Source organism: Enterobacter cloacae complex sp. 385G4, from assembly GCF_057320665.1.
Window position 1 is genome coordinate 51275 of record NZ_JBXWDD010000003.1, and the last position, 20982, is coordinate 72256.

At 55.5% G+C, this 20982-nt stretch carries 24 protein-coding genes; 15 read left to right on the forward strand and 9 right to left on the reverse strand.

Annotated features, from left to right (window positions below):
• Positions 1 to 68 precede the first annotated feature (68 nt).
• The gene (locus AC2FAJ_RS10735) at positions 69 to 1343 is read right to left on the reverse strand and encodes an MFS transporter (protein ID WP_485454119.1); all 1275 of its coding nucleotides are present in this window, start codon (positions 1341 to 1343) and stop codon (positions 69 to 71) included.
• Positions 1344 to 1537: 194 nt separating this feature from the next.
• On the opposite strand from AC2FAJ_RS10735, the gene AC2FAJ_RS10740 reads away from it, so the two are divergent.
• Positions 1538 to 3160, forward strand: coding sequence for an isovaleryl-CoA dehydrogenase (locus AC2FAJ_RS10740; RefSeq protein ID WP_485454120.1), 1623 nt, complete (start codon positions 1538 to 1540; stop codon positions 3158 to 3160).
• Here AC2FAJ_RS10740 and AC2FAJ_RS10745 read toward each other — a convergent pair.
• The 3 genes from AC2FAJ_RS10745 to bsmA form a co-directional block, all read right to left on the reverse strand.
• Complete coding sequence (locus AC2FAJ_RS10745) at positions 3157 to 5088, reverse strand: methyl-accepting chemotaxis protein (RefSeq protein ID WP_047364087.1); 1932 nt, start codon at positions 5086 to 5088, stop codon at positions 3157 to 3159. The two genes, AC2FAJ_RS10740 and AC2FAJ_RS10745, sit on opposite strands and share 4 nt — an antisense overlap.
• A gap of 171 nt (positions 5089 to 5259) precedes the next feature.
• Entirely contained in the window at positions 5260 to 5547 is a 288-nt protein-coding gene (yjfN, locus tag AC2FAJ_RS10750; RefSeq protein ID WP_032644956.1) for a DUF1471 family protease activator YjfN, read from the reverse strand.
• Positions 5548 to 5683: 136 nt separating this feature from the next.
• Positions 5684 to 6013, reverse strand: coding sequence for a biofilm peroxide resistance protein BsmA (bsmA, locus tag AC2FAJ_RS10755; RefSeq protein WP_028015263.1), 330 nt, complete (start codon positions 6011 to 6013; stop codon positions 5684 to 5686).
• Positions 6014 to 6150: 137 nt separating this feature from the next.
• Here bsmA and yjfP point away from each other — a divergent pair, with 137 nt between their 5' ends.
• Complete coding sequence (yjfP, locus tag AC2FAJ_RS10760) at positions 6151 to 6873, forward strand: esterase (RefSeq protein ID WP_041911482.1); 723 nt, start codon at positions 6151 to 6153, stop codon at positions 6871 to 6873.
• Here yjfP and ulaR read toward each other — a convergent pair.
• Positions 6870 to 7625, reverse strand: coding sequence for an HTH-type transcriptional regulator UlaR (gene ulaR, locus AC2FAJ_RS10765; RefSeq protein WP_024907324.1), 756 nt, complete (start codon positions 7623 to 7625; stop codon positions 6870 to 6872). The two genes, yjfP and ulaR, sit on opposite strands and share 4 nt — an antisense overlap.
• 110 nt (positions 7626 to 7735) lie before the next feature.
• Complete coding sequence (ulaG, locus tag AC2FAJ_RS10770) at positions 7736 to 8800, reverse strand: L-ascorbate 6-phosphate lactonase (protein ID WP_045631264.1); 1065 nt, start codon at positions 8798 to 8800, stop codon at positions 7736 to 7738.
• A gap of 358 nt (positions 8801 to 9158) precedes the next feature.
• Between ulaG and ulaA the strand changes: the two genes are divergently transcribed.
• The 6 genes from ulaA to AC2FAJ_RS10800 are packed head-to-tail and all read left to right on the forward strand — an operon-like array spanning position 9159 to position 13566.
• Positions 9159 to 10559: a PTS ascorbate transporter subunit IIC gene (gene ulaA, locus AC2FAJ_RS10775; protein ID WP_041911480.1), complete on the forward strand. Its 1401-nt coding sequence runs from the start codon at positions 9159 to 9161 to the stop codon at positions 10557 to 10559.
• A gap of 12 nt (positions 10560 to 10571) precedes the next feature.
• Positions 10572 to 10877, forward strand: a complete 306-nt coding sequence (gene ulaB / locus AC2FAJ_RS10780; protein ID WP_003856022.1) for a PTS ascorbate transporter subunit IIB — start codon at positions 10572 to 10574, stop codon at positions 10875 to 10877.
• Positions 10878 to 10886: 9 nt separating this feature from the next.
• Positions 10887 to 11354: a PTS ascorbate transporter subunit IIA gene (gene ulaC, locus AC2FAJ_RS10785; protein WP_045259633.1), complete on the forward strand. Its 468-nt coding sequence runs from the start codon at positions 10887 to 10889 to the stop codon at positions 11352 to 11354.
• Positions 11355 to 11366: 12 nt separating this feature from the next.
• Entirely contained in the window at positions 11367 to 12017 is a 651-nt protein-coding gene (gene ulaD / locus AC2FAJ_RS10790) for a 3-keto-L-gulonate-6-phosphate decarboxylase UlaD (RefSeq protein ID WP_023334265.1), read from the forward strand.
• A gap of 9 nt (positions 12018 to 12026) precedes the next feature.
• A complete protein-coding gene (locus tag AC2FAJ_RS10795; RefSeq protein ID WP_045259632.1) occupies positions 12027 to 12887 on the forward strand; it encodes an L-ribulose-5-phosphate 3-epimerase in 861 nt (286 codons plus the stop codon).
• Complete coding sequence (locus AC2FAJ_RS10800; protein WP_045631263.1) at positions 12880 to 13566, forward strand: L-ribulose-5-phosphate 4-epimerase; 687 nt, start codon at positions 12880 to 12882, stop codon at positions 13564 to 13566. The genes AC2FAJ_RS10795 and AC2FAJ_RS10800 overlap by 8 nt, the downstream gene beginning before the upstream one ends.
• A gap of 139 nt (positions 13567 to 13705) precedes the next feature.
• Here AC2FAJ_RS10800 and yjfY read toward each other — a convergent pair whose 3' ends face one another.
• The gene (yjfY, locus tag AC2FAJ_RS10805) at positions 13706 to 13981 is read right to left on the reverse strand and encodes a DUF1471 family protein YjfY (protein ID WP_045631262.1); all 276 of its coding nucleotides are present in this window, start codon (positions 13979 to 13981) and stop codon (positions 13706 to 13708) included.
• 340 nt (positions 13982 to 14321) lie between these two features.
• Here yjfY and rpsF point away from each other — a divergent pair, with 340 nt between their 5' ends.
• The 5 genes from rpsF (at position 14322) to AC2FAJ_RS10830 (ending at position 16844) form a co-directional block, all read left to right on the forward strand.
• Positions 14322 to 14717 carry a 30S ribosomal protein S6 gene (rpsF, locus tag AC2FAJ_RS10810; RefSeq protein WP_014068637.1) on the forward strand — a complete coding sequence of 132 codons (396 nt, stop codon included), beginning with the start codon at positions 14322 to 14324 and terminating at the stop codon, positions 14715 to 14717.
• Between the two features lie 6 nt (positions 14718 to 14723).
• On the forward strand, positions 14724 to 15038 hold the full coding sequence (gene priB, locus AC2FAJ_RS10815; protein WP_028015270.1) for a primosomal replication protein N: 315 nt from the start codon (positions 14724 to 14726) through the stop codon (positions 15036 to 15038).
• A 4-nt stretch (positions 15039 to 15042) separates the two neighbouring features.
• Positions 15043 to 15270, forward strand: coding sequence for a 30S ribosomal protein S18 (rpsR, locus tag AC2FAJ_RS10820; protein ID WP_000135199.1), 228 nt, complete (start codon positions 15043 to 15045; stop codon positions 15268 to 15270).
• 41 nt (positions 15271 to 15311) lie between these two features.
• Positions 15312 to 15761 carry a 50S ribosomal protein L9 gene (gene rplI / locus AC2FAJ_RS10825; RefSeq protein WP_006810372.1) on the forward strand — a complete coding sequence of 150 codons (450 nt, stop codon included), beginning with the start codon at positions 15312 to 15314 and terminating at the stop codon, positions 15759 to 15761.
• A 153-nt stretch (positions 15762 to 15914) separates the two neighbouring features.
• Positions 15915 to 16844: a DMT family transporter gene (locus tag AC2FAJ_RS10830; protein WP_063437233.1), complete on the forward strand. Its 930-nt coding sequence runs from the start codon at positions 15915 to 15917 to the stop codon at positions 16842 to 16844.
• Between the two features lie 46 nt (positions 16845 to 16890).
• On the opposite strand, the gene AC2FAJ_RS10835 is transcribed toward AC2FAJ_RS10830, so the two are convergent.
• Positions 16891 to 17529, reverse strand: coding sequence for an OapA family protein (locus AC2FAJ_RS10835; RefSeq protein ID WP_028015272.1), 639 nt, complete (start codon positions 17527 to 17529; stop codon positions 16891 to 16893).
• A 233-nt stretch (positions 17530 to 17762) separates the two neighbouring features.
• Between AC2FAJ_RS10835 and bamJ the strand changes: the two genes are divergently transcribed.
• Both bamJ and cycA read left to right on the forward strand, forming a co-directional pair.
• Entirely contained in the window at positions 17763 to 18383 is a 621-nt protein-coding gene (bamJ, locus tag AC2FAJ_RS10840; RefSeq protein ID WP_008502892.1) for a BamJ family beta-barrel-assembly machinery protein, read from the forward strand.
• Between the two features lie 312 nt (positions 18384 to 18695).
• A complete protein-coding gene (gene cycA, locus AC2FAJ_RS10845) occupies positions 18696 to 20105 on the forward strand; it encodes a D-serine/D-alanine/glycine transporter (RefSeq protein WP_485454121.1) in 1410 nt (469 codons plus the stop codon).
• Positions 20106 to 20191: 86 nt separating this feature from the next.
• On the opposite strand, the gene ytfE is transcribed toward cycA, so the two are convergent.
• Positions 20192 to 20854 (reverse strand): iron-sulfur cluster repair protein YtfE, encoded by a 663-nt coding sequence (gene ytfE, locus AC2FAJ_RS10850; protein ID WP_041911473.1) that lies wholly within the window; start codon positions 20852 to 20854, stop codon positions 20192 to 20194.
• Between the last annotated feature and the right edge of the window lie 128 nt (positions 20855 to 20982).

Sequence of the window (20982 nt, forward strand, 5' to 3'; positions counted from 1 at the left end):
GGCCTTTAGTGTTTTCTCCCTCTCCCCGTGGGAGAGGGCCGGGGTGAGGGCACCAGACGGTGACAACCTCACTCCTCTAACGACCGTAAATGGTCATCCTTCCTGAGCGTCATTAGCGCGAAAATACTCACCACCGCCGTTGCCATCACGTAATAGGCCGGAATGTCCAGGTTGCCCGTCTGCTTAATCAGCCCGGTAATGGTTAACCCCGCACAGCCCGAAAAAATCGCGTTTGATAACGAATAGGCCAGCCCCAGCCCGGTATAGCGCACGCGCGTCGGGAACATCTCAGACAGCATCGCCGGCCCCGGCCCTGCCAGCATCCCCACCAGACCGCCCGCAATCAATACCACTATCGCTTTGACCGCCATCGTACTGGATTCCGCCTGCAAAATTTTCAGCAGCGGCAGGGCGAGGATCAGCAGTAGCACGGTGGCGATAATCATCACCGTTCGCCGCCCGATCCTGTCGCTCAGCGTTCCCGACGGAATGATGGTGAGCGCAAACCCAATGTTAGAAATCACCGCTATCAGCAGCGCCTGATTAAACCCGGTGTGCAGCGCAGACTGCAGATAGGTCGGCATGATCACGAGGTAGGTATACCCCGCCGCGGACCAGACCATCACGCGGCCAATGCCCATCAGGATGGTTTTGAGCGTGGCGGAAGTACTGGCCTGAGCAATGACCGCTTTTTCCTTCTGTTGCACAAAGCTCGGCGTCTCTTCCATGCTCACCCGCAGCCACAGCGCGACCACGCCCATCGGCAGGGCAAGGAAGAATGGAATGCGCCAGCCCCAGTCGTGCAGGGCTTCAGGCGTGAGGAGGGCAGAGAGCAGCGCGACAATACCTGCGCCCGCTAACAGCCCGAGCGCCACGGTAAAGGACTGCCACGCGCCGTACAGACCGCGCTTGCCACGCGGGGCGAACTCCGTCATCAGTGAGACCGCACCGCCGTACTCGCCGCCCGCGAACAGGCCCTGCAGGATGCGCAGCAGCGTAACGATCAGCGGTGCAGCAATGCCGATGCTGGCGTAGACGGGCACGATGCCGATGGCCGTGGTGGCGAGCGTCATTAGCACCAGCACAATAATCAGCGTCGGTTTTCGGCCTATCCTGTCACCAATGCGGCCAAATATCACCGCACCCAGCGGACGGAAGAAGAAGGCAATGGCAAACGAGGCCCAGGTGAGGATCAGACTGGTCAGTCCCGCCTCTCCCTCAAGCTGGAAGAAGTTCTTCGCAATCACGGTCGCCAGAAAACCGTAGACCGCAAACTCATACCACTCGATAAAGTTACCAATGGAGCCTGCAATTAATGCTCGCTTGTGCGCATCCTGTTGCATAACGATCCTCACAAAGACGGGTTAAGAATAAATTATTCAACATAAGCTGAGTAATGAAATAGTTTATTCTTATGTTCTGTGAGCTATTTCACGAATGATATCAGCGGGATCGCCATCGTGTGACCTCACTCCCATGCAGCGTTCATACGGTCTGTCCATACTTACCTTCATTGCCACTGAAGGAGGGAGACAGCATGCACTGGCAGACCCATACCGTTTTTAATCAACCAGCCCCACTCTCTAACAGCAACCTTTTCCTCTCTGACTGCGCCCTGCGCGACGCGGTTGCGCGCGAGGGTGCCGAGTGGGATATGGATCTTCTTGCCAGCATTGGACAGCAGTTAGGCACGGCGGAGTCGCTGGAGCTGGGCAGGCTGGCGAACGTGAATCCGCCGGAGCTATTACGCTACGACCCCACGGGAGAGCGGCTGGATGACGTCCGCTTTCATCCGGCATGGCACCTGCTGATGCAGGGGCTCTGCGCTAACCGGGTACATAATCTGGCATGGGAGGAAGAGGCACGAAAAGGTTCTTTCGTCGCCAGGGCCGCGCGCTTCGTGCTCCATGCTCAGGTAGAAGCGGGGACGTTATGCCCGGTGACCATGACCTTCGCCGCCACGCCGCTGTTGCAGCAGTCGCTGCCCAAACCGTTTCATGAATGGTTAACGCCGCTGATGAGCGACCGTTACGATCCCCATCTCGCGCCGGGTGGGCAAAAGCGCGGCCTGCTGATCGGCATGGGAATGACGGAAAAGCAGGGCGGCTCGGACGTGCTCAGCAACACCACCAGAGCGGAAAAATGCAGCGACGGCAGCTACCGTCTGGTGGGCCACAAGTGGTTTTTCTCCGTGCCGCAGAGCGATGCGCATCTGGTGCTGGCGCAGGCGAAAGGCGGTTTGTCCTGCTTCTTTGTCCCGCGTTTCTTACCCGACGGACAGCGCAACGCCGTACGGCTGGAACGTCTGAAAGACAAGCTCGGCAACCGCTCGAACGCCAGCAGCGAGGCGGAGTTCCTCGATGCCTCCGGCTGGCTGCTGGGTGAAGAGGGAGAAGGCGTGCGGCAAATCCTGAAGATGGGCGGGCTGACGCGCTTCGACTGCGCGCTGGGCAGCCACGGGCTAATGCGCCGGGCGCTTTCCGTGGCGCTGTACCACGCCCATCAGCGTCAGACCTTCGGCAAAAATCTTATCGATCAGCCGCTAATGCGTGAAGTGCTAAGCCGTATGGCACTGGTGCTGGAGGGACACACGGCGCTGTTGTTCCGTCTGGCCCGGGCGTGGGATAACCGCACCGACCCGCAGGAGGCCGCCTGGGCGCGGCTTTTTACCCCGGCCGCAAAATTCAGCGTGTGCAAAGGGGGCATTCCGTTCGTGGCGGAGGCGATGGAGGCACTCGGTGGCGTCGGGTACTGCGAGGAGAGTGAACTTCCACGCCTGTATCGTGAGATGCCGGTGAACAGCATCTGGGAAGGATCGGGCAATATCATGTGCCTGGACGTGCTGCGTGTGCTGGCGAAGCAGCCAGGTATCCACGACCTGCTTGCCGACGAGTTTGCCCAGGTCAAAGGGCAGGACAGACACTTTGACCGCAGCTGGCGGCAGCTTCAGCAAAAGCTGCGTAAACCGCAGGAGGCACAGGGGAGGGAGATCGCTCAGCAGCTCTTTTTGCTGGGGACCGGCAGCCAGATGCTGCGGCACGCATCGCCGCCCATGGCGCAGGCGTGGTGCCGCATGATGCTGGATACCCGTGGCGGTACGCTCATGAATGAGCAGGTGCAAAGCGATCTGCTGCTGCGCGCCACGGGCAGGGTTGGCTAGCGTTTAAGCTGGAACAGGCTGACCAGTTGGGTAAGGTGTGACCCTTTCTCGCGCAGCGTGCGTGCGGTTTGCTCGCTGCGTGAGATGCGATCGGCATTGATATGCGACGCTTCGCCAATGTGGGTCATGGCAAGATTGACCTGGCCGATCCCCGCGGACTGCTCGCGTGACGCGTGGTTAATCTCCGTGACCAGCTGGCTGATGTTGTCGATATGAACGATGATGGAATCCATCGCCAGACGCGTCTGTTCAGACAGCGCGTGGCCTTCGCCCACTTTTCGTAGGGTATCGCCAATCAGATGTTCAATCTCCTTCACCGCGTTGGCGCTTCGACCTGCCAGGGCGCGAACTTCCTGCGCGACCACAGCAAAACCTTTTCCATGCTCGCCTGCGCGTGCCGCTTCTACCGCCGCATTCAGCGCCAGAATATTAGTCTGGAACGCGATGGACTCGATCACGCGGGTGATGTCTTCGATACGTTTTGACGCTTCGCGAATGTCGTCCATGGTGGCAACCGCATGGGTCACCGTTTCACCACCCTGATGAACCGCGCGCGAGGTTTCACCTACCAGCTGCTGCGTTTGCTCCATGTTGGCGGCATTTTGCTGCACGGTCGCGGCCAGTTGCTCCATGCTGGCGGAGGTCTCTTCAACGCTGCTGGCCTGCTTGTTGATCTGCTCGGAGATGTCTCCGGTATCGGAGGCCAGCGCATTGGTGCCCAGATGGATCTCGCCCGCGGCCTCGCGGACCTGCAGGACAATTTTTTGTAGCCCATCACCGATACCGTTAATGGCTTCAACCAGCTGGCCAACCTCATCCTGGCGGGTCACGGGCAGGCTGGAGCGTAAATCGCCCGCGGCATACTGGCGGGCAAGGTCAATCACGTTACGCAGCGGACGGGTCAGCATCCGGCGAATAAGCACCACAAACAGGCCCGCGAAGAGGACGGACAACGCTACGCCGGCCAGCAGGAAACGGTCGCGCATGGCGTTAACGCTTGAGAGCAGGACTGATTTATCCACTTCACCGACGATGGTCCAGTTCCAGCCGGGCAGCGGCGTATAGGCCATTTTCAGCGTGCGACCGTCGTCGCTTACGCGTTCCAGCGTGCCTGAGGAATCGCTCAACAGCTGCTGTTGGGTGGCGCTATCCCACTTCGGCAGTTTTCCCTCTTCGCTGGCGTGGAACAGATACTGACCGCGCGTTTTGCCGTTGCTGCGGTCCAGCACGAAGAAGTGCCCGCTCTCGCCCAGGCGGCGGTTGAGGATTTTCTCGCGCATGACATTCCAGGAGTGAGTGATATCCACCCCAACGAAGATGATCCCGATAACCTGACCTTCACTGTTCTTCACGGGCTGGTACTGGGTTATGTAGCGCTTGCCAAACAGGAGCGCCAGGCCGCGGTACACCTCGCCTTTCGTGACGGAGGCAAACGCCGGGCTGCTCGTGTCCAGAACCGTTCCCATAGCGCGATCGCCATTCTCTTTGCGCAGGGAGGTGGCAACGCGAATGAAGTCGTTACCGCTGCGAACAAACAGCGTTGAGATCGCTCCCGTACGGCTCAGGAAATCATCAGAAAACGTTGTATTTTCATGGAGTTCAGCGTCGCCCCCTTTCAGCAGGGGAACGGCGAGCCCGTTTATGGTCCGGGTCTGCTGAGTATCGACGCTAAACGGCTGAGGCAGAAATGTCGTAAACAGTCTGGTGTAGCTTTCGACTTCTTCGCTCAGGCTGGTATTAAACATCTGCACCATGTCGACCATACCGGTGGACTGATTATGCAGATCTTCTACCGCGAGGGCTTCAAGCTGCTGGCTGGCTTTTTGGCTGAGCAGGAAAGTGAAAAGCAGAAACAGCGTGGCGACACTGACGCCCGTCAGCAGCGACAGCTTTGTTCCAAGGCCCGCACGGCGGAAAACATTGATCATAAATTGCTCATCATTGAAAAGGTATGGTTCTTCAACGGCAGAGCGGAGATTACGTTTACTGAATTAATGTAACAAAATGTTATTTTATTGTTTTAGAATGGTTTTAAATTAGATAAAAAATTTGCAAAAACGAAAATCCACTAAAAATAAGTGGCTTTTATCAGGAAGGATTTATACGTAGAGAATGGCCTGTACCCGCCACTGGTCGATATGGTTATCTTCCTGCATCTGGATGATGCGATACCATGACGCGCCCTGTTCATCGGCCTTTAATGCCACGATACGTTCAACGTCTTGCGGGCTCCCCGGAATGTTATTGACGGAGATCTGGCCTATTTCATTCAGACCTGTTACGCAATCCGCACTGGCGAATTCTGCTGACTGCGCGGTGGTGCTCACCAGGCCTGCAGAGAGCAACAGAGAGGTCAAAGCAAGAGTTCGTTTCATCGTCAGCTCCATTTCACATATTTCCGGTATCCGCCGGGCAATCCTTCGCGAATAAACTCCCATTCCTTGTCGCTGGCATGGAGTTTATTGTGGACAGGAAAATGTCTATGGACGCAAAGCAGTGTAAATGTCGTTCAAAGGTAAACCATTATTTCCGGTACAAAATGGCTTGTGAATACCACTGTCCCGTTATGATGGTTTCGTCGATCATAATAATGACGTAATAATCTGCTTTGGCAGCGACTGCTTGTGCCTTTATTGCGTCTTCTGCGTCATCCGGCGAACCGCGAACGAGCGCGGAGACGGTGCCCATTCGCTGTAATCCTTCCGTCTGATTACGACGAATCTCCTGCGGATGATCGGCAACCGGGGGAGCGGGTTGCGGTGTACCCTGCAGTGCGCTACAGCCGCTGAGCAGAAACACCAGCAATAAAGCAGCAAACCTGTGCATAACCATATCTCGTTTCCTGTTAGCCATAGTGTAGTTGTCTGCGAATTTAGTTTTGGGGGAATGTTCCCGAAGTGTTATCTGGGACGTAATTTTCGAATGAAAATAGCGTCAAACCGTAATCCAGTTCTCAACATTATGAATCATTCATTCGTACAGGGTCGACAATGATTGAAATTGAAATACGCCATCTCGGCGACCATGAAATTTTACACGCTGTGCCGGCAGGGAAACGTGATAAATCGCTGCCTGTTGTGGTTTTTTATCATGGGTTTACCTCATCGAAACTGGTTTACAGTTATTTTGCAGTGGCGCTGGCTCAGGCGGGTTTTCGCGTGGTAATGCCGGATGCGCCTGACCACGGCGCGCGCTTTACGGGCAATGAGCGGGCGCGACTGGGGCAGTTCTGGCACATTCTGCACGGCAGCCTGACCGAGTTTGCCGGGTTGCGCGATGCGCTCTATGAGGCAGGGCTGGTGGCCGATAATCGGCTGGCGGTGGCCGGGGCGTCGATGGGCGGCATGACGGCGCTGGGAATTATGACGCATCATCCTGACGTGCGGTCTGTTGCCTGTCTGATGGGCTCGGGCTATTTTACCTCGCTGGCGAAGACGCTTTTCCCCCCTCAGGATTTAACGGAAATTACGCCGATGCTGGCAGAGTGGGAAGTGACCCGGGCATTGCCGCGCCTGGCCGATCGCCCGCTGCTGCTATGGCACGGTGATGCGGACGATGTTGTCCCGCCCGATGGAACCTTCCGCCTGCAGCAGGCGTTAAAGAATGAAGGACTGGACGCTAATCTGACCTGTTTGTGGGAATCAGGCGTCCGCCACCGCATCACGCCAGCGGCGCTGGACGCCACGGTGGCGTTTTTCCGCAAGCATCTTTAAACGCGCAGGACTTTCACTCCTTGATCTTCCAGCTTCTGGAGGATCTCGGGGTTCGCCCCTTTGCCGGTGATCACCATGTCGATCTGTTCTGCGCGGCTGAACAGCATGCCTGCGCGTTCACCGACTTTGCTGCTGTCGACCAGCACAACGAGCTTGCCCACCACGTTGAGCATGTTTTGTTCCGCCATCGCGGTCAGCATATCGGTTTTATACAGGCCGTCAGCGGTCAGGCCTTTGCCGCTGGTAAACATCCAGTGCCCGGCGTAGAGACTGTTTTCGCTGTCCTGCGGGCTGAGCGTGATGGACTGGCTTTTGTTGTACTGGCCGCCCATGATCACCACGCTTTCATGTTCCTGATCGATCAGGTAGTTAGCCAGCGGCAAATAGTTGGTAATGATTTGCACCGGCTTGCCGCACATTTCACGGCCCAGCAAAAACGCCGTGGAGCCGCAGTTGATAACGACGCTCTCACCGGGGTTCACCAGCTGCGACGCCGCTCTGGCAATCCGTACTTTTTCATCGTGATTCTGCGCCTGATGAATATTCATCGGCGACCAGCGTGGACGCTGCTGGCTGATGGCTTCTGCGCCGTTGCGGACTTTTTTCAACTTGCCGCTCTCATCCAGCTTGTTGATGTCTCGCCGCGCGGTGGCGGGGGAGATCCCTAAACGTTCGATCACTTTCTCGACGGTGATAAACCCTGTTTGCGCCAGGAGTTCCAGTAAAATTTGATGCCGTTGCGCTTCCGTCATGAGCTATTCCGATAAGAATTGATTTGAAAAGATGATATTTGAAATAGCGTGAAATTACTAAAATAAATATGAAATCGCCAGACACAGGGTCTGGCGATGTGGCCTCACAATCAGAGGAAGGATTTAAACGGGAGATCCGGCTCAATGGTGAAGCAATCATCGAAGCCGCGCGGGTAGTGATACTCGAGATTGTCTTTGTCCAGCGGCCAGGTGAACTTGCCGCCTACCTGCCAGATAAAGGGCTTGAAGCCGTACTTCAGGCGGTCTTTTTTCATCTCCCACAGCACGCGGATCTCTTGCGGATCGGCCTGGAAGTTTGACCAGATATCGTGGTGGAACGGGATCACTACTTTGGTGTTGAGCGCTTCCGCCATGCGCAGCATATCGGCGCTGGTCATTTTGTCCGTAATACCGCGCGGGTTTTCCCCGTACGAGCCCAGCGCCACGTCAATCTGATATTCGTTGCCGTGCTTCGCGTAATAGTTAGAGTAGTGGGAATCACCGCTGTGATACAGGGAGCCGCCCGGCGTCTTGAACAGGTAATTCACCGCACGTTCGTCCATGCCGTCTGGCAGTACCCCAGCAGCCTTCTGGTCGGCCGGCAGGGTAATCAGCGCGGTACGGTCAAAGGCATCCAGCGCGTGGATTTCAATGTCTTTAATTTTCACCACGTCGCCAGGCTTCATCACGATGCAGCGCTCTTTAGGCACGCCCCAGCCAATCCAGAGATCTACGCAGGTTTGCGGCCCGATAAACGGTACGTCGTCCGCGCAGTTTTGCATCACCGCTGCCGCCACGTTCACGTCGATATGGTCGTTGTGATCGTGAGTAGAAAGCACGGCATCGATCTGGCGAATGGCAAAAGGATCAAGCACAAACGGCGTGGTGCGCAGGTTCGGCTGGAGCTTTTCCACGCCGGCCATACGCTGCATCTGGTGGCCTTTTTTCATCAGCGGGTTACCGTGGCTCTGTTTGCCGGTGCCGCACCAGAAATCGACGCAGATATTGGCGCCGCCTTCAGATTTCAGCCAGATACCGGTGCAGCCCAGCCACCACATTGCAAACGTGCCAGGAGCAACCTGTTCCTGCTCGATCTCTTCGTTCAGCCAGCTACCCCACTCCGGAAAGGTGCTCAGAATCCATGATTCACGGGTAATGGTTTTCACTTTACTCATCGTTTTAACTCCTGGTTTAATCAAAAGTAATCACATGGTGATTCGTTATGATTTATGCTGGCACTATTTGACGTGCTTTGCAATGGTGAAAATGCGGAATTTTATCTGCGCGACTTCACGGACTCTCCACTCTTTACTTGTTAGACTATCCTGCATTAAACATTAATTTGATGAATTATAAGGATTAATTTATTTTTGTGATGCGGTAGTGAAAATCATTACTAACAGCATGGAAATAAATTGCGTGATGCGTCACAAATAATCAAATGCAATCTTGTGGTGATTATTTGTGATTAATAGAGTGATGGCACCAACCGCACAGGGATTGCCCCTCGTGTTCTCATTTCTGGAGAGAGTTATGGAGATCCTCTACAACGTCTTTACCGTTTTCTTTAATCAGGTAATGACCAACGCCCCGCTGTTGCTGGGTATCGTGACGTGCCTGGGGTACATCCTGCTGCGCAAAAGCGTCAGCGTGATTATTAAAGGCACCATCAAAACCATTATCGGCTTCATGCTGTTGCAGGCGGGGTCAGGCATTCTGACCAGCACGTTTAAGCCGGTCGTAGCCAAAATGTCGGAAGTGTATGGCATCAACGGCGCTATCTCTGATACCTACGCCTCAATGATGGCGACCATCGATCGCATGGGTGATGCCTATAGCTGGGTGGGGTATGCGGTGCTGCTCGCGCTGGCGCTGAACATCATTTACGTGCTCCTGCGCCGCATTACCGGCATTCGCACCATCATGCTCACCGGGCACATCATGTTCCAGCAGGCGGGGCTGATCGCGGTTTCTCTCTATATCTTCGGTTACTCCATGTGGACCACGATTATCTGCACCGCGGTGCTGGTCTCGCTCTACTGGGGTATCACCTCCAACATGATGTACAAGCCAACCCAGGAAGTGACTGACGGCTGTGGCTTCTCCATCGGCCACCAACAGCAGTTCGCCTCCTGGATTGCCTATAAAGTTGCGCCGTACCTGGGCAAAAAAGAGGAGAGTGTCGAAGACCTCAAACTGCCTGGCTGGTTGAATATCTTCCACGACAACATCGTCTCCACCGCGATTGTGATGACCATCTTCTTCGGCGCCATTCTGCTCTCTTTCGGCATTGACGTCGTGCAGGCGATGGCGGGTAAAACCCACTGGACGGTCTATATCCTGCAGACCGGTTTCTCCTTCGCGGTAGCGATTTTCATCATCACTCAGGGCGTGCGTATGTTCGTCGCCGAGCTGTCGGAGGCCTTTAACGGCATCTCTCAGCGCCTGATCCCTGGTGCGGTACTGGCGATTGACTGTGCGGCTATCTATAGCTTTGCGCCAAACGCCGTCGTCTGGGGCTTTATGTGGGGCACCATCGGCCAGCTGATTGCGGTGGGCATCCTGGTGGGCTGCGGCTCCTCAATCCTGATCATTCCTGGCTTTATCCCGATGTTCTTCTCCAACGCCACCATTGGTGTGTTTGCTAACCACTTCGGCGGCTGGCGCGCGGCGCTCAAGATCTGCCTGGTGATGGGCATGGTGGAAATCTTCGGTTGCGTGTGGGCGGTCAAGCTCACCGGTATGAGCGCCTGGATGGGCATGGCGGACTGGTCAATTCTGGCCCCACCGATGATGCAGGGCTTTGCCTCCGTCGGTCTGGCCTTTATGGCCGTCATCATCCTGATTGCTCTGGCTTATATGTTCTTCGCTGGCCGTTCGCTGCGAGCTGAAGAAGATGCGGAAAAACAAACAGCAGAAGTGTCTGCTCATTAAGGAGTTTCGATTATGACCGTACGTATCCTGGCTGTGTGTGGCAATGGGCAAGGTAGCTCCATGATCATGAAGATGAAAGTGGACCAGTTTTTGACCCAGTCAAACATCGACCACACGGTGAACAGCTGCGCAGTGGGTGAATACAAAAGTGAACTGAACGGCGCGGACATCATCATCGCTTCAACTCATATTGCCGGTGAGATTAGCGTGTCGGGCAACAAATATGTGGTAGGCGTGCGCAACATGCTCTCGCCTGCGGATTTCGGGCCAAAACTGCTGGAAGTGATCAAAGAACACTTCCCACAAGACGTGAAGTAAGGACGCCACATGAAACTACGTGATTCGCTGGCAGAGAATAACGCCATCCTTTTACAGGCCGACGCCAGCACCTGGCAGGAAGCGGTGAAGCTGAGTGTGGATCTGCTGGTTAAAGCGGACGTTGTCGAGCCGCGCTATTACCAGGCCATTCTGGATGGCGTGGCGCAGCACGGCCCCTATTTCGTGATTGCGCCGGGCCTGGCCATGCCGCACGGCCGCCCGGAAGAGGGCGTCAAGAAAACCGGTTTTGCGCTGGTGACCCTGAAAACGCCGCTGGTGTTCAACCACGAAGATAACGACCCGGTCGACATTCTCATCACCATGGCGGCCGTTGATGCCAACACCCACCAGGAGGTGGGCATCATGCAGATCGTCAATCTGTTTGATGACGAAGCCAATTTTGACCGTTTACGCGCCTGCCGCACCGCGCAGGAAGTGCTGGATTTAATTGATAACGCCACTGCGGCGGCCGTTTAAGAGGAATTGAACATGTCATTACCAATGTTGCAAGTTGCGCTGGATAACCAGACGCTGTCTCACGCTTACGAAACCACCCGCCTGATTGCGGAAGAGGTGGATATCATCGAAGTGGGGACCATTCTGTGCGTGGGCGAAGGCGTGCGCGCCGTTCGTGACCTGAAAGCGCTCTATCCGCACAAAATCGTGCTGGCGGATGCCAAGATTGCTGACGCAGGCAAAATCCTTTCCCGCATGTGCTTTGAAGCCAACGCCGACTGGGTCACCGTGATCTGCTGTGCGGATATCAACACCGCCAAAGGCGCGCTGGACGTGGCAAAAGAGTTTAACGGCGACGTGCAGATTGAACTGACCGGCTTCTGGACCTGGGAGCAGGCGCAGGAGTGGCGCGATGCGGGCATCCAGCAGGTGGTGTATCACCGCAGCCGCGATGCGCAAGCCGCAGGCGTGGCGTGGGGCGAAGCGGATATCAGCGCGATTAAGCGTCTGGCGGATATGGGCTTCAAAGTCACCGTCACCGGTGGCCTGGCGCTGGAAGATCTGCCGCTGTTCCAGGGCATCCCTATTCACGTCTTTATCGCTGGCCGCAGCATTCGCGACGCGGCATCTCCGGTGGAAGCGGCGCGTCAGTTCAAACGCTCAATCGCTCAGCTTTGGGGTTAAGGAGCGGGTATGTTGTCAAAACAGGTCCCGCTTGGCATCTATGAAAAGGCACTCCCTGCAGGGGAGTGCTGGCTGGAGCGGTTACGGCTGGCAAAACAGCTGGGTTTCGATTTTGTCGAAATGTCCGTGGATGAGACGGATGTGCGCCTTTCTCGCCTGGACTGGCGTCGCGAGCAGCGCCTGGCGCTGGTGGGCGCCATTGCCGAAACCGGCGTGCGCGTGCCGTCCATGTGTCTGAGCGCCCACCGCCGTTTTCCGCTCGGCAGTGAAGACGATGCCGTGCGCGCTGAAGGGCTGGAGATCATGCGCAAAGCCATTCGTTTTGCGCAGGATGTCGGCATCCGCGTGATCCAGCTGGCGGGTTACGACGTCTACTATCAGGAAGCCAACGACGAAACGCGCCGTCGTTTCCGTGACGGCCTGAAAGAGAGCGTTGAGATGGCAAGCCGCGCGCAGGTCACGCTGGCGATGGAGATCATGGACTACCCGTTGATGAACTCCATCAGCAAGGCGCTGGGCTATGCGCACTATCTGAATAACCCCTGGTTCCAGCTTTATCCGGATATCGGCAATCTGTCGGCCTGGGATAACGACGTGCAGATGGAGCTGCAGGCGGGCATCGGGCATATCGTGGCGGTGCACGTCAAAGATACCCGCCCTGGCGTGTTTAAAAACGTACCGTTCGGCACCGGGGTGGTGGATTTCGAACGGTGCTTCGAGACGCTCAAACAGACAGGGTATTGCGGCCCTTATCTGATTGAGATGTGGAGCGAAACGTCAGACGATCCGGCTGCGGAAGTGGCAAAAGCGCGGGACTGGGTGCGCGAGCGTATGGCGCGCGCGGGGTTACTGGAGGCTGAACATGCTTAAGCTGAAACAGCAGGTCTTTGAGGCCAATATGGATCTGCCGCGCTATGGCCTGGTAACGTTCACCTGGGGCAACGTGAGCGCCATCGACCGTGAACAAGGTCTGGTTGTGATCAAGCCGAGCGGCGTGGCGTATGAAACCATGAAAGCGGACGATATGGTGGTGGTCGACCTCGAAGGAAACGTCGTTGAGGGCAAATGGCGTCCTTCTTCTGATACGGCGACCCATCTGGCGCTGTACCAGCGTTATCCATCGCTGGGTGGCGTTGTGCATACCCACTCCACGCACGCCACCGCCTGGGCACAGGCGGGGCTGGCGATTCCGGCGCTGGGAACAACGCATGCGGACTACTTCTTTGGCGACATCCCCTGCACGCGCGCATTAACGCAGGCTGAAGTGGAAGGCGAATACGAGCTCAACACCGGGAAGGTCATCATCGAAACGTTGGGTGAAAGCGAACCGCTGCATACGCCGGGTATTGTGGTCTATCAGCACGGCCCGTTCGCCTGGGGAAAAGATGCCCACGACGCCGTTCATAATGCGGTTGTCATGGAGGAAGTGGCGCGCATGGCGTGGATTGCCCGCGGCATCAACCCACAGCTTCAGGGCATTGACGATTACCTGATGAACAAGCATTTCATGCGCAAGCACGGCCCGAATGCCTACTACGGGCAGAAGTGAATAAGTGCTCTGGAATACCGAAAACAGTTGTAACCGGTGGTATTCCGGAGCCATTCACAAAAAAAAGCCCCCGGACAGGGGGCAACGTCAACTATGGCTATGTTCTCGTTGTTGGCTTTCCTGGTGCTAGCGTTAAGGGTTACCGGTAGATATCTGCACTGGCGTGCATATTGCCATTGCTGCCGGGCTCACGGGTTAACATCACGTGGTAATAGGTTGCGCCCTGGGCATCGGTCTCTTCATTTAGTGCCCGATCTGCTTCGCTTTCAGTGGCGAAATTATGATTGATATAGATTACGCCTAAGCTATGCACATCATCCATGTTTCTGGCCTGCCGGCCGTCTATTTTGATGGCTGCCATCGCATTTGCACTGAGCAAAAGCGCCGCCATTATGGCTGCTGCGATTTTTTTCATGATATGCGCTCCACGACTGCGTGCTGTGTGAGGGGAATACTCCTTCTTTAATTCAGCTGATCTCTGATTAAAGTGTAATCATTCCTCCGGCGGGGATGCGTGACCATTTCTGATGCAGTTGTTCAAAAAAACAACGCTTCCTGATGCGATTAATTTTAAATCACCCACTTAGACCAGCTTTACGCTTTGTGCGAATTATTTGTGCAATCAGCTTGAGTTTCCTGGGGGGGGCAAGTATTATGACGCGTCAATTTTTCAGCCGACCTTTAACACGTTCCTTGCCTCCCCGGGCCTCGGCTGACCCAGACAGGAGGCTGAATAATCCGTAAGGAGCAATTCGATGCGTCATTACGAAATCGTTTTTATGGTCCATCCTGACCAGAGCGAACAGGTTCCGGGTATGATCGAGCGTTACTCTGCTGCCATCACTGGTGCAGAAGGTACGATCCACCGTCTGGAAGACTGGGGCCGCCGTCAGCTGGCTTACCCGATCAACAAACTGCACAAAGCACACTACGTTCTGATGAACGTTGAAGCGCCGCAGGAAGTGATCGATGAGCTGGAAACTACCTTCCGCTTCAACGATGCCGTTATCCGCAGCATGGTTATGCGTACCAAAAACGCAGTTACCGAAGCATCTCCGATGGTTAAAGCGAAAGACGAGCGCCGTGAGCGTCGCGATGATTTCGCAAACGAAACCGCAGATGATTCTGATGCTGGGGATTCTGAAGAGTAATTTCTGATGACCAACCGTCTGGCGTTGTCCGGCATCGTATGCAGGGCTCCCCTTCGAAAGGTCAGTCCATCAGGAATTCCGCATTGCCAGTTCGTGCTTGAGCATCGTTCTGTGCAAGAGGAAGCCGGGTTTCACCGGCAGGCGTGGTGCCAAATGCCCGTTATTATTAGCGGACACGAAAACCAGGCCATTACTCACAGTTTAACGGTCGGTAGCGCAGTAATCGTTCAGGGGTTCATCTCTTGCCACAAGGCAAAGAACGGCCTGAGCAAAATGGTTCTGCATGCCGAGCAGATTGATTTGATAGATACTGGAGACTAGCCATATGGCACGTTATTTCCGTCGTCGCAAGTTCTGCCGTTTCACCGCGGAAGGCGTTCAAGAGATCGACTATAAAGATATCGCAACGCTGAAAAACTACATCACCGAAAGCGGTAAGATTGTCCCAAGCCGTATCACCGGTACTCGTGCAAAATATCAGCGTCAGCTGGCTCGCGCTATCAAACGCGCTCGCTACCTGTCCCTGCTGCCGTACACTGATCGTCATCAGTAATCGGGCACGGTCCATTAATACGACTTTAAGAGGATAAGGTAATGCAAGTTATTCTGCTTGATAAAGTAGCAAACCTGGGCAGCCTGGGTGATCAGGTTAACGTTAAAGCGGGCTACGCTCGTAACTTCCTGGTTCCACAGGGTAAAGCTGTTCCAGCTACTAAGAAAAACGTAGAGTTTTTCGAAGCACGTCGCGCTGAACTGGAAGCCAAACTGGCTGACGTTCTGGCGGCTGCTAACGCTCGCGCTGAAGCAATCAACGCACTGGGCACTGTTACCATCGCTTCCAAAGCTGGCGACGAAGGTAAACTGTTCGGTTCCATCGGTACCCGCGATATCGCTGATGCAGTTACTGCAGCAGGCGTTAAAGTGGCTAAGAGCGAAGTTCGCATGCCGAACGGCGTTCTGCGTACCACTGGTGAGCACGAAGTTGACTTCCAGGTTCACAGCGAAGTGTTCGCTAAACTGGTTGTTAACGTTGTAGCTGAGTAATTTTTTACTCTGCTTGCGTCGAAGCGCCGGCCTTGTGCCGGCGTTTTGCTTTTTTAAGGCTACCGGAAATTCTCTTTTTATCTCGTATGGTAGCTATTCCTGACGCATTCTCTGATAATAAATTGAAACGCAATTTTATTTATGAGATTTGTCATGGATACCGCTCTGCCCACGCCCGTCTTTGCCCGTCGACATGTGGCCTACGCCTGCGCCACGCTCTGCTGCCTGCTTTGGGGGAGCTCGTACCCGGCCATTAAAAATGGCTACGAACTCTTTCAGATCGCGACCGATGATATTCCCTCCAAAGTCGTTTTTGCCGGATACCGTTTTCTGTTTGCCGGTGCCTTGCTGCTGCTGTTTGCGCTGGCCCAGCGCAAACCGATTGGCAGGCTCACGCCCGCGCAGTTTGGCCAGCTCACGATCCTCGGGCTGACCCAGACCACCATTCAGTACACATTCTTCTATATAGGACTGGCCTACACGACGGGGGTAAACGGCTCAATCATGAACGCCACCGGGACTTTCTTCAGCGTACTGCTGGCGCACTTTATCTACCACAATGACAAACTCAGCTATAACAAAACGCTGGGCTGTATTCTTGGGTTTGCCGGGGTGATGCTGGTGAATTTTCACAGTGGGTTGAGCGATTTCCAGTTTATCTGGAAAGGCGACGGCTTTGTGGTGCTGGCGGCTTTTATTCTCTCTGCCGCCACGCTTTACGGGAAACGTATTTCCCAGACCGTCGACCCAACGGTGATGACCGGCTGGCAGCTGGCGATAGGCGGAGCTGCGCTGGTTGCGGGAGGTTATGCCACGGGCGGAACGCTGGAAGTGCACAGCATGAAGGCCGTTGCGGTGCTGGGGTATCTGACGCTGCTCTCATCGGTGGCGTTCGCCCTGTGGAGCGCGCTGCTGAAAGTGAACCGGGTAAGCATGATTGCTCCGTTCAACTTTGTCATTCCTGTTGCAGGGACGGTGCTTTCCGCCATTTTCCTCGGCGAAAACATTCTGGATATCAAATACGCGATTGCGCTGGTGCTGGTCTGCTCGGGGATCTGGTGGGTGAATAAACGGAGTGCCTGAGAACAAAAGTGCCGGGTGGCGGCTTCGCCTTACCCGGCATACGCCATTAACGTGCTCTGATGAAACTGCCGTCCGGCTGGCGGGTAAACAGCACCTGCTGCCCATTTCCGGTATCAATGGTCAGCCCGGTGACCACCCCGCTGGCGTTCTGGCGAATCTGCACCATCTGGCCGTTCTGTAAGTTACTCAGCGGTTTACCTGCGCCTTCCACTTTTGCCATGGCATACACGTCGGTCGGCGGCAGGTTGTGGTCGCGGAAAAGCTGTGCCAGGGTTTTGCCCGGCTCCACGCGATAGGAACGCCACTGCTGCTCGATGCCGGTCGGCTGCTGGGTTTGCGGCTCAGACGGCGCTGCGGCCTGCTCCTGTTCATCCTGAACGGGTTCGGGTTCAACAGGCGCGACCTGACCCGGATCGTTAGACGGGGTTACCAGCTGCGTCTGCATCGGCTGCGCGTCAGGCTGCGGCCGCGTTTGCGACTGAAGATCCAGCTGCGCATTGCGGGTGACCGGCGCGGTATCAACATCATCACCGCCGGAAGGAAGCAGGAAGCCCACGATCACCATCAGCGCACCAATGATGATCCCCCTGCGGTGCAGAGGAGGCAGCGGGTCCATAATGCGAAAATTGTCCGGCGCCTGCCAGATTTTCGCCAGGGTAGGTTTCAGTTCAAATCGCCCGGGCATGGCTCTCCTCCTGCTCCGCGTCTTTTATATCCTGTGCTTCGAAGTATAGTTCGCTAACTGCCTGAACGACGTAGCAAACCGGACATCCGTGACATCAGTTCGGGATTAATCCTGGTTGTCTCTATTGTTTCTGTTTCGTCGCGGTTTGTCACCTTAACTTCAGACAAAGTTTTACCCATAAGGGCATGGCTGATATGCTGCCCGCTACTTTAAATGTGATGGAAGGAAAACCCATGACCACCCCGACTTTTGACACTATCGAAGCGCAGGCAAGTTACGGTATCGGCTTGCAGGTAGGACAGCAGCTGAGCGAATCCGGCCTGGAAGGTCTGTTACCTGAAGCGCTGGTGGCGGGTATCGCTGATGCGCTGGAAGGTAAACAGCCTGCCGTTCCGGTTGACGTTGTGCATCGTGCGCTGCGTGAAATCCACGAACGTGCTGACGCCGTGCGTCGCGCGCGCTTCGAAGAGATGGCAGCCGAAGGCGTGAAATATCTGGAAGAGAACCGCGAGCGCGAAGGCGTGAACAGCACCGAATCCGGCCTGCAGTTCCGCGTGATCAACCAGGGCGACGGCGCTATCCCGGCGCGTACCGACCACGTTCGCGTGCACTACACCGGTAAGCTGATCGACGGTACCGTGTTCGACAGCTCCGTGGCGCGCGGCGAACCGGCTGAGTTCCCGGTCAACGGCGTAATCGCGGGCTGGATCGAAGCCCTGACCCTGATGCCAGTGGGTTCTAAATGGGAACTGACCATCCCGCACAACCTGGCTTACGGCGAGCGTGGCGCTGGCGCGTCCATCCCGCCATTCAGCACCCTGGTCTTTGAAGTCGAGCTGCTGGAAATCCTGTAATCGACTTTTCTTATTTCCTCTCTCCGCCCGGGGAGAGGAAAATAGTGATAAAACCCATAGTTACGACGGAATCAACATTTTATCTTGCAAACGAAACTGTTGCGTGTATTTTTGTGAGCTGTTTCGCGCTGTATGAGTGATATGACACTCACTTTCAACATATTATTAACATAATATCTAAATCATAGTATTCATCCCGCCGATTCTTACCTAATATCGATAAACCCTTACGAAGGGACCGTCATTTATTTGACGTTTTTAAAGGCCAGAAGAGCCTTAACAACACAGACAGGCATAAACAGGAAAAATTACATGGTAGATCAGGTCAAAGTCGCCGCTGCAGAAGAGGCGACGTCTGAACAGTCGCTACGGCGCAATCTCACAAACCGTCATATACAGCTTATCGCCATCGGTGGTGCCATCGGCACCGGGCTGTTTATGGGGTCGGGCAAAACCATCAGTCTTGCCGGGCCGTCGATCATCTTCGTTTATATGATCATCGGTTTTATGCTCTTCTTCGTGATGCGCGCAATGGGTGAATTGCTGCTCTCGAACCTCGAATACAAATCCTTCAGCGACTTCGCGTCGGACCTGCTCGGCCCGTGGGCGGGCTACTTTACCGGCTGGACCTACTGGTTCTGCTGGGTGGTCACCGGCATGGCGGACGTCGTGGCGATTACCGCTTATGCGCAGTTCTGGTTCCCGGGGCTGTCGGACTGGGTCGCCTCGCTGGCGGTGATTATTCTGCTGCTGAGCCTCAACCTCGCCACCGTGAAAATGTTCGGTGAGATGGAGTTCTGGTTCGCGATGATCAAGATTGTCGCTATCGTGGGGCTGATTGTGGTGGGCCTGGTGATGGTCCTGACGCACTTCCAGTCGCCAACGGGCGTTCAGGCGTCCTTCACCCATCTGTGGAATGACGGTGGCTGGTTCCCGAAAGGCATCAGCGGCTTCTTTGCGGGCTTCCAGATTGCGGTGTTTGCGTTTGTGGGGATTGAGCTTGTCGGAACGACCGCTGCGGAAACCAAAGATCCGGAGAAGTCCCTGCCGCGCGCCATCAACTCCATACCGGTGCGTATCATCATGTTCTACGTCTTCGCGCTGATCATCATCATGTCCGTTACGCCGTGGAGTTCCGTGGTGCCCAGCAAGAGCCCGTTCGTTGAGCTGTTCGTGCTGGTAGGGCTGCCTGCTGCGGCGAGCCTGATTAACTTCGTGGTGCTGACCTCTGCGGCATCGTCTGCGAACAGCGGCGTGTTCTCAACCAGCCGTATGCTGTTTGGTCTGGCGCAGGAGGGCGTAGCGCCGAGCGCCTTTGCGAAACTCTCTAAACGTGCGGTACCGGCGAAAGGGCTGACCTTCTCCTGCATGTGCCTGCTGGGTGGTGTGGTGATGCTCTACGTGAACCCAAGCGTAATTGGCGCGTTTACCATGATCACCACCGTGTCGGCGATCCTGTTCATGTTCGTCTGGACCATTATCCTGTGCTCGTACCTGGTGTACCGCAAACAGCGTCCGCACCTGCATGAGAAGTCGATCTACAAGATGCCGTTGGGCAAGCTGATGTGCTGGGTGTGCATGGCGTTCTTCGTGTTCGTGCTGGTGCTGCTGACGCTCGAAGATGACACCCGTCAGGCGCTGATCGTCACGCCGCTGTGGTTTATCGCGCTGGGGCTGGGCTGGCTGTTTATCGGTAAGAAACGTATGACAGGCATGCGTTAAGCATGCTGCCGGGTGGCGCTGACGCTTACCCGGCCTATGTTCGAGGACGTTGTAGGCCCGGTAAGCGCTAGCGCCACCGGGCTTTTTTATTCCCCCGACAATGCCCGCGGGAACAGCACGTTATTCTCAAGACTGATGTGCTCCATCAGGTCGTCAATCATCTCGTTAATGCCGTTGTACATTGCTTTCCAGGTGGTGCACGCTTCCGGCGGCGGCGTGACGTTGTTAGTGGTGTGTTTGATCACATCCAGCAGTTCGCCCGCGTCATCGTGCTCGCTTTCCATTACGCTGATAGGCCCCATCGCCTGGCTTCCCATTCCCTGTTTAATCATCGGGAAGAGGATCTGCTCTTCTTTCATCATGTGGCTGGAAAGCTCTTCATGCAGCATGGTCAGGTATTTTGCCAGACCGCGCGGCACGGAAGGCTTGTCGGCATGTACGCGCTCAACTTTCGTTGCCTGCAGGATCAGCTCAGGCAGCTGTTCACGGTGGCGGTCGTGGTAACGCACGATGATATGGTCGATGATTTCCGCGAGCGGGGCGGTGCGCCAGTCTTTTTCAACAGGCTGTTCAGCCAGCAGCGCCAGCTCCGCTTCGATAGCCTCCACGTCCAGTTCCTTGCGCGAGGCCGCTCGCGCCAGCGTTTGCTTACCGCCGCAGCAGTAATCCATATCGTATTTACGGAACAGCGCGGAAGCGCGAGGGATGGAGAGCGCCAGCTCGCCGAGGGGTTGGTCGCGAAAGGCCATAGCAGTTACCTCGTCATTAAAAATATAAGATGCATATTAAATGCATCTTTAAGGCGGCGCTATAACCCTTTAGAGGGAAGGGGGAAAGTGCGACACGGATCACAAAAAAATGTCCCGTTTAACTCCCT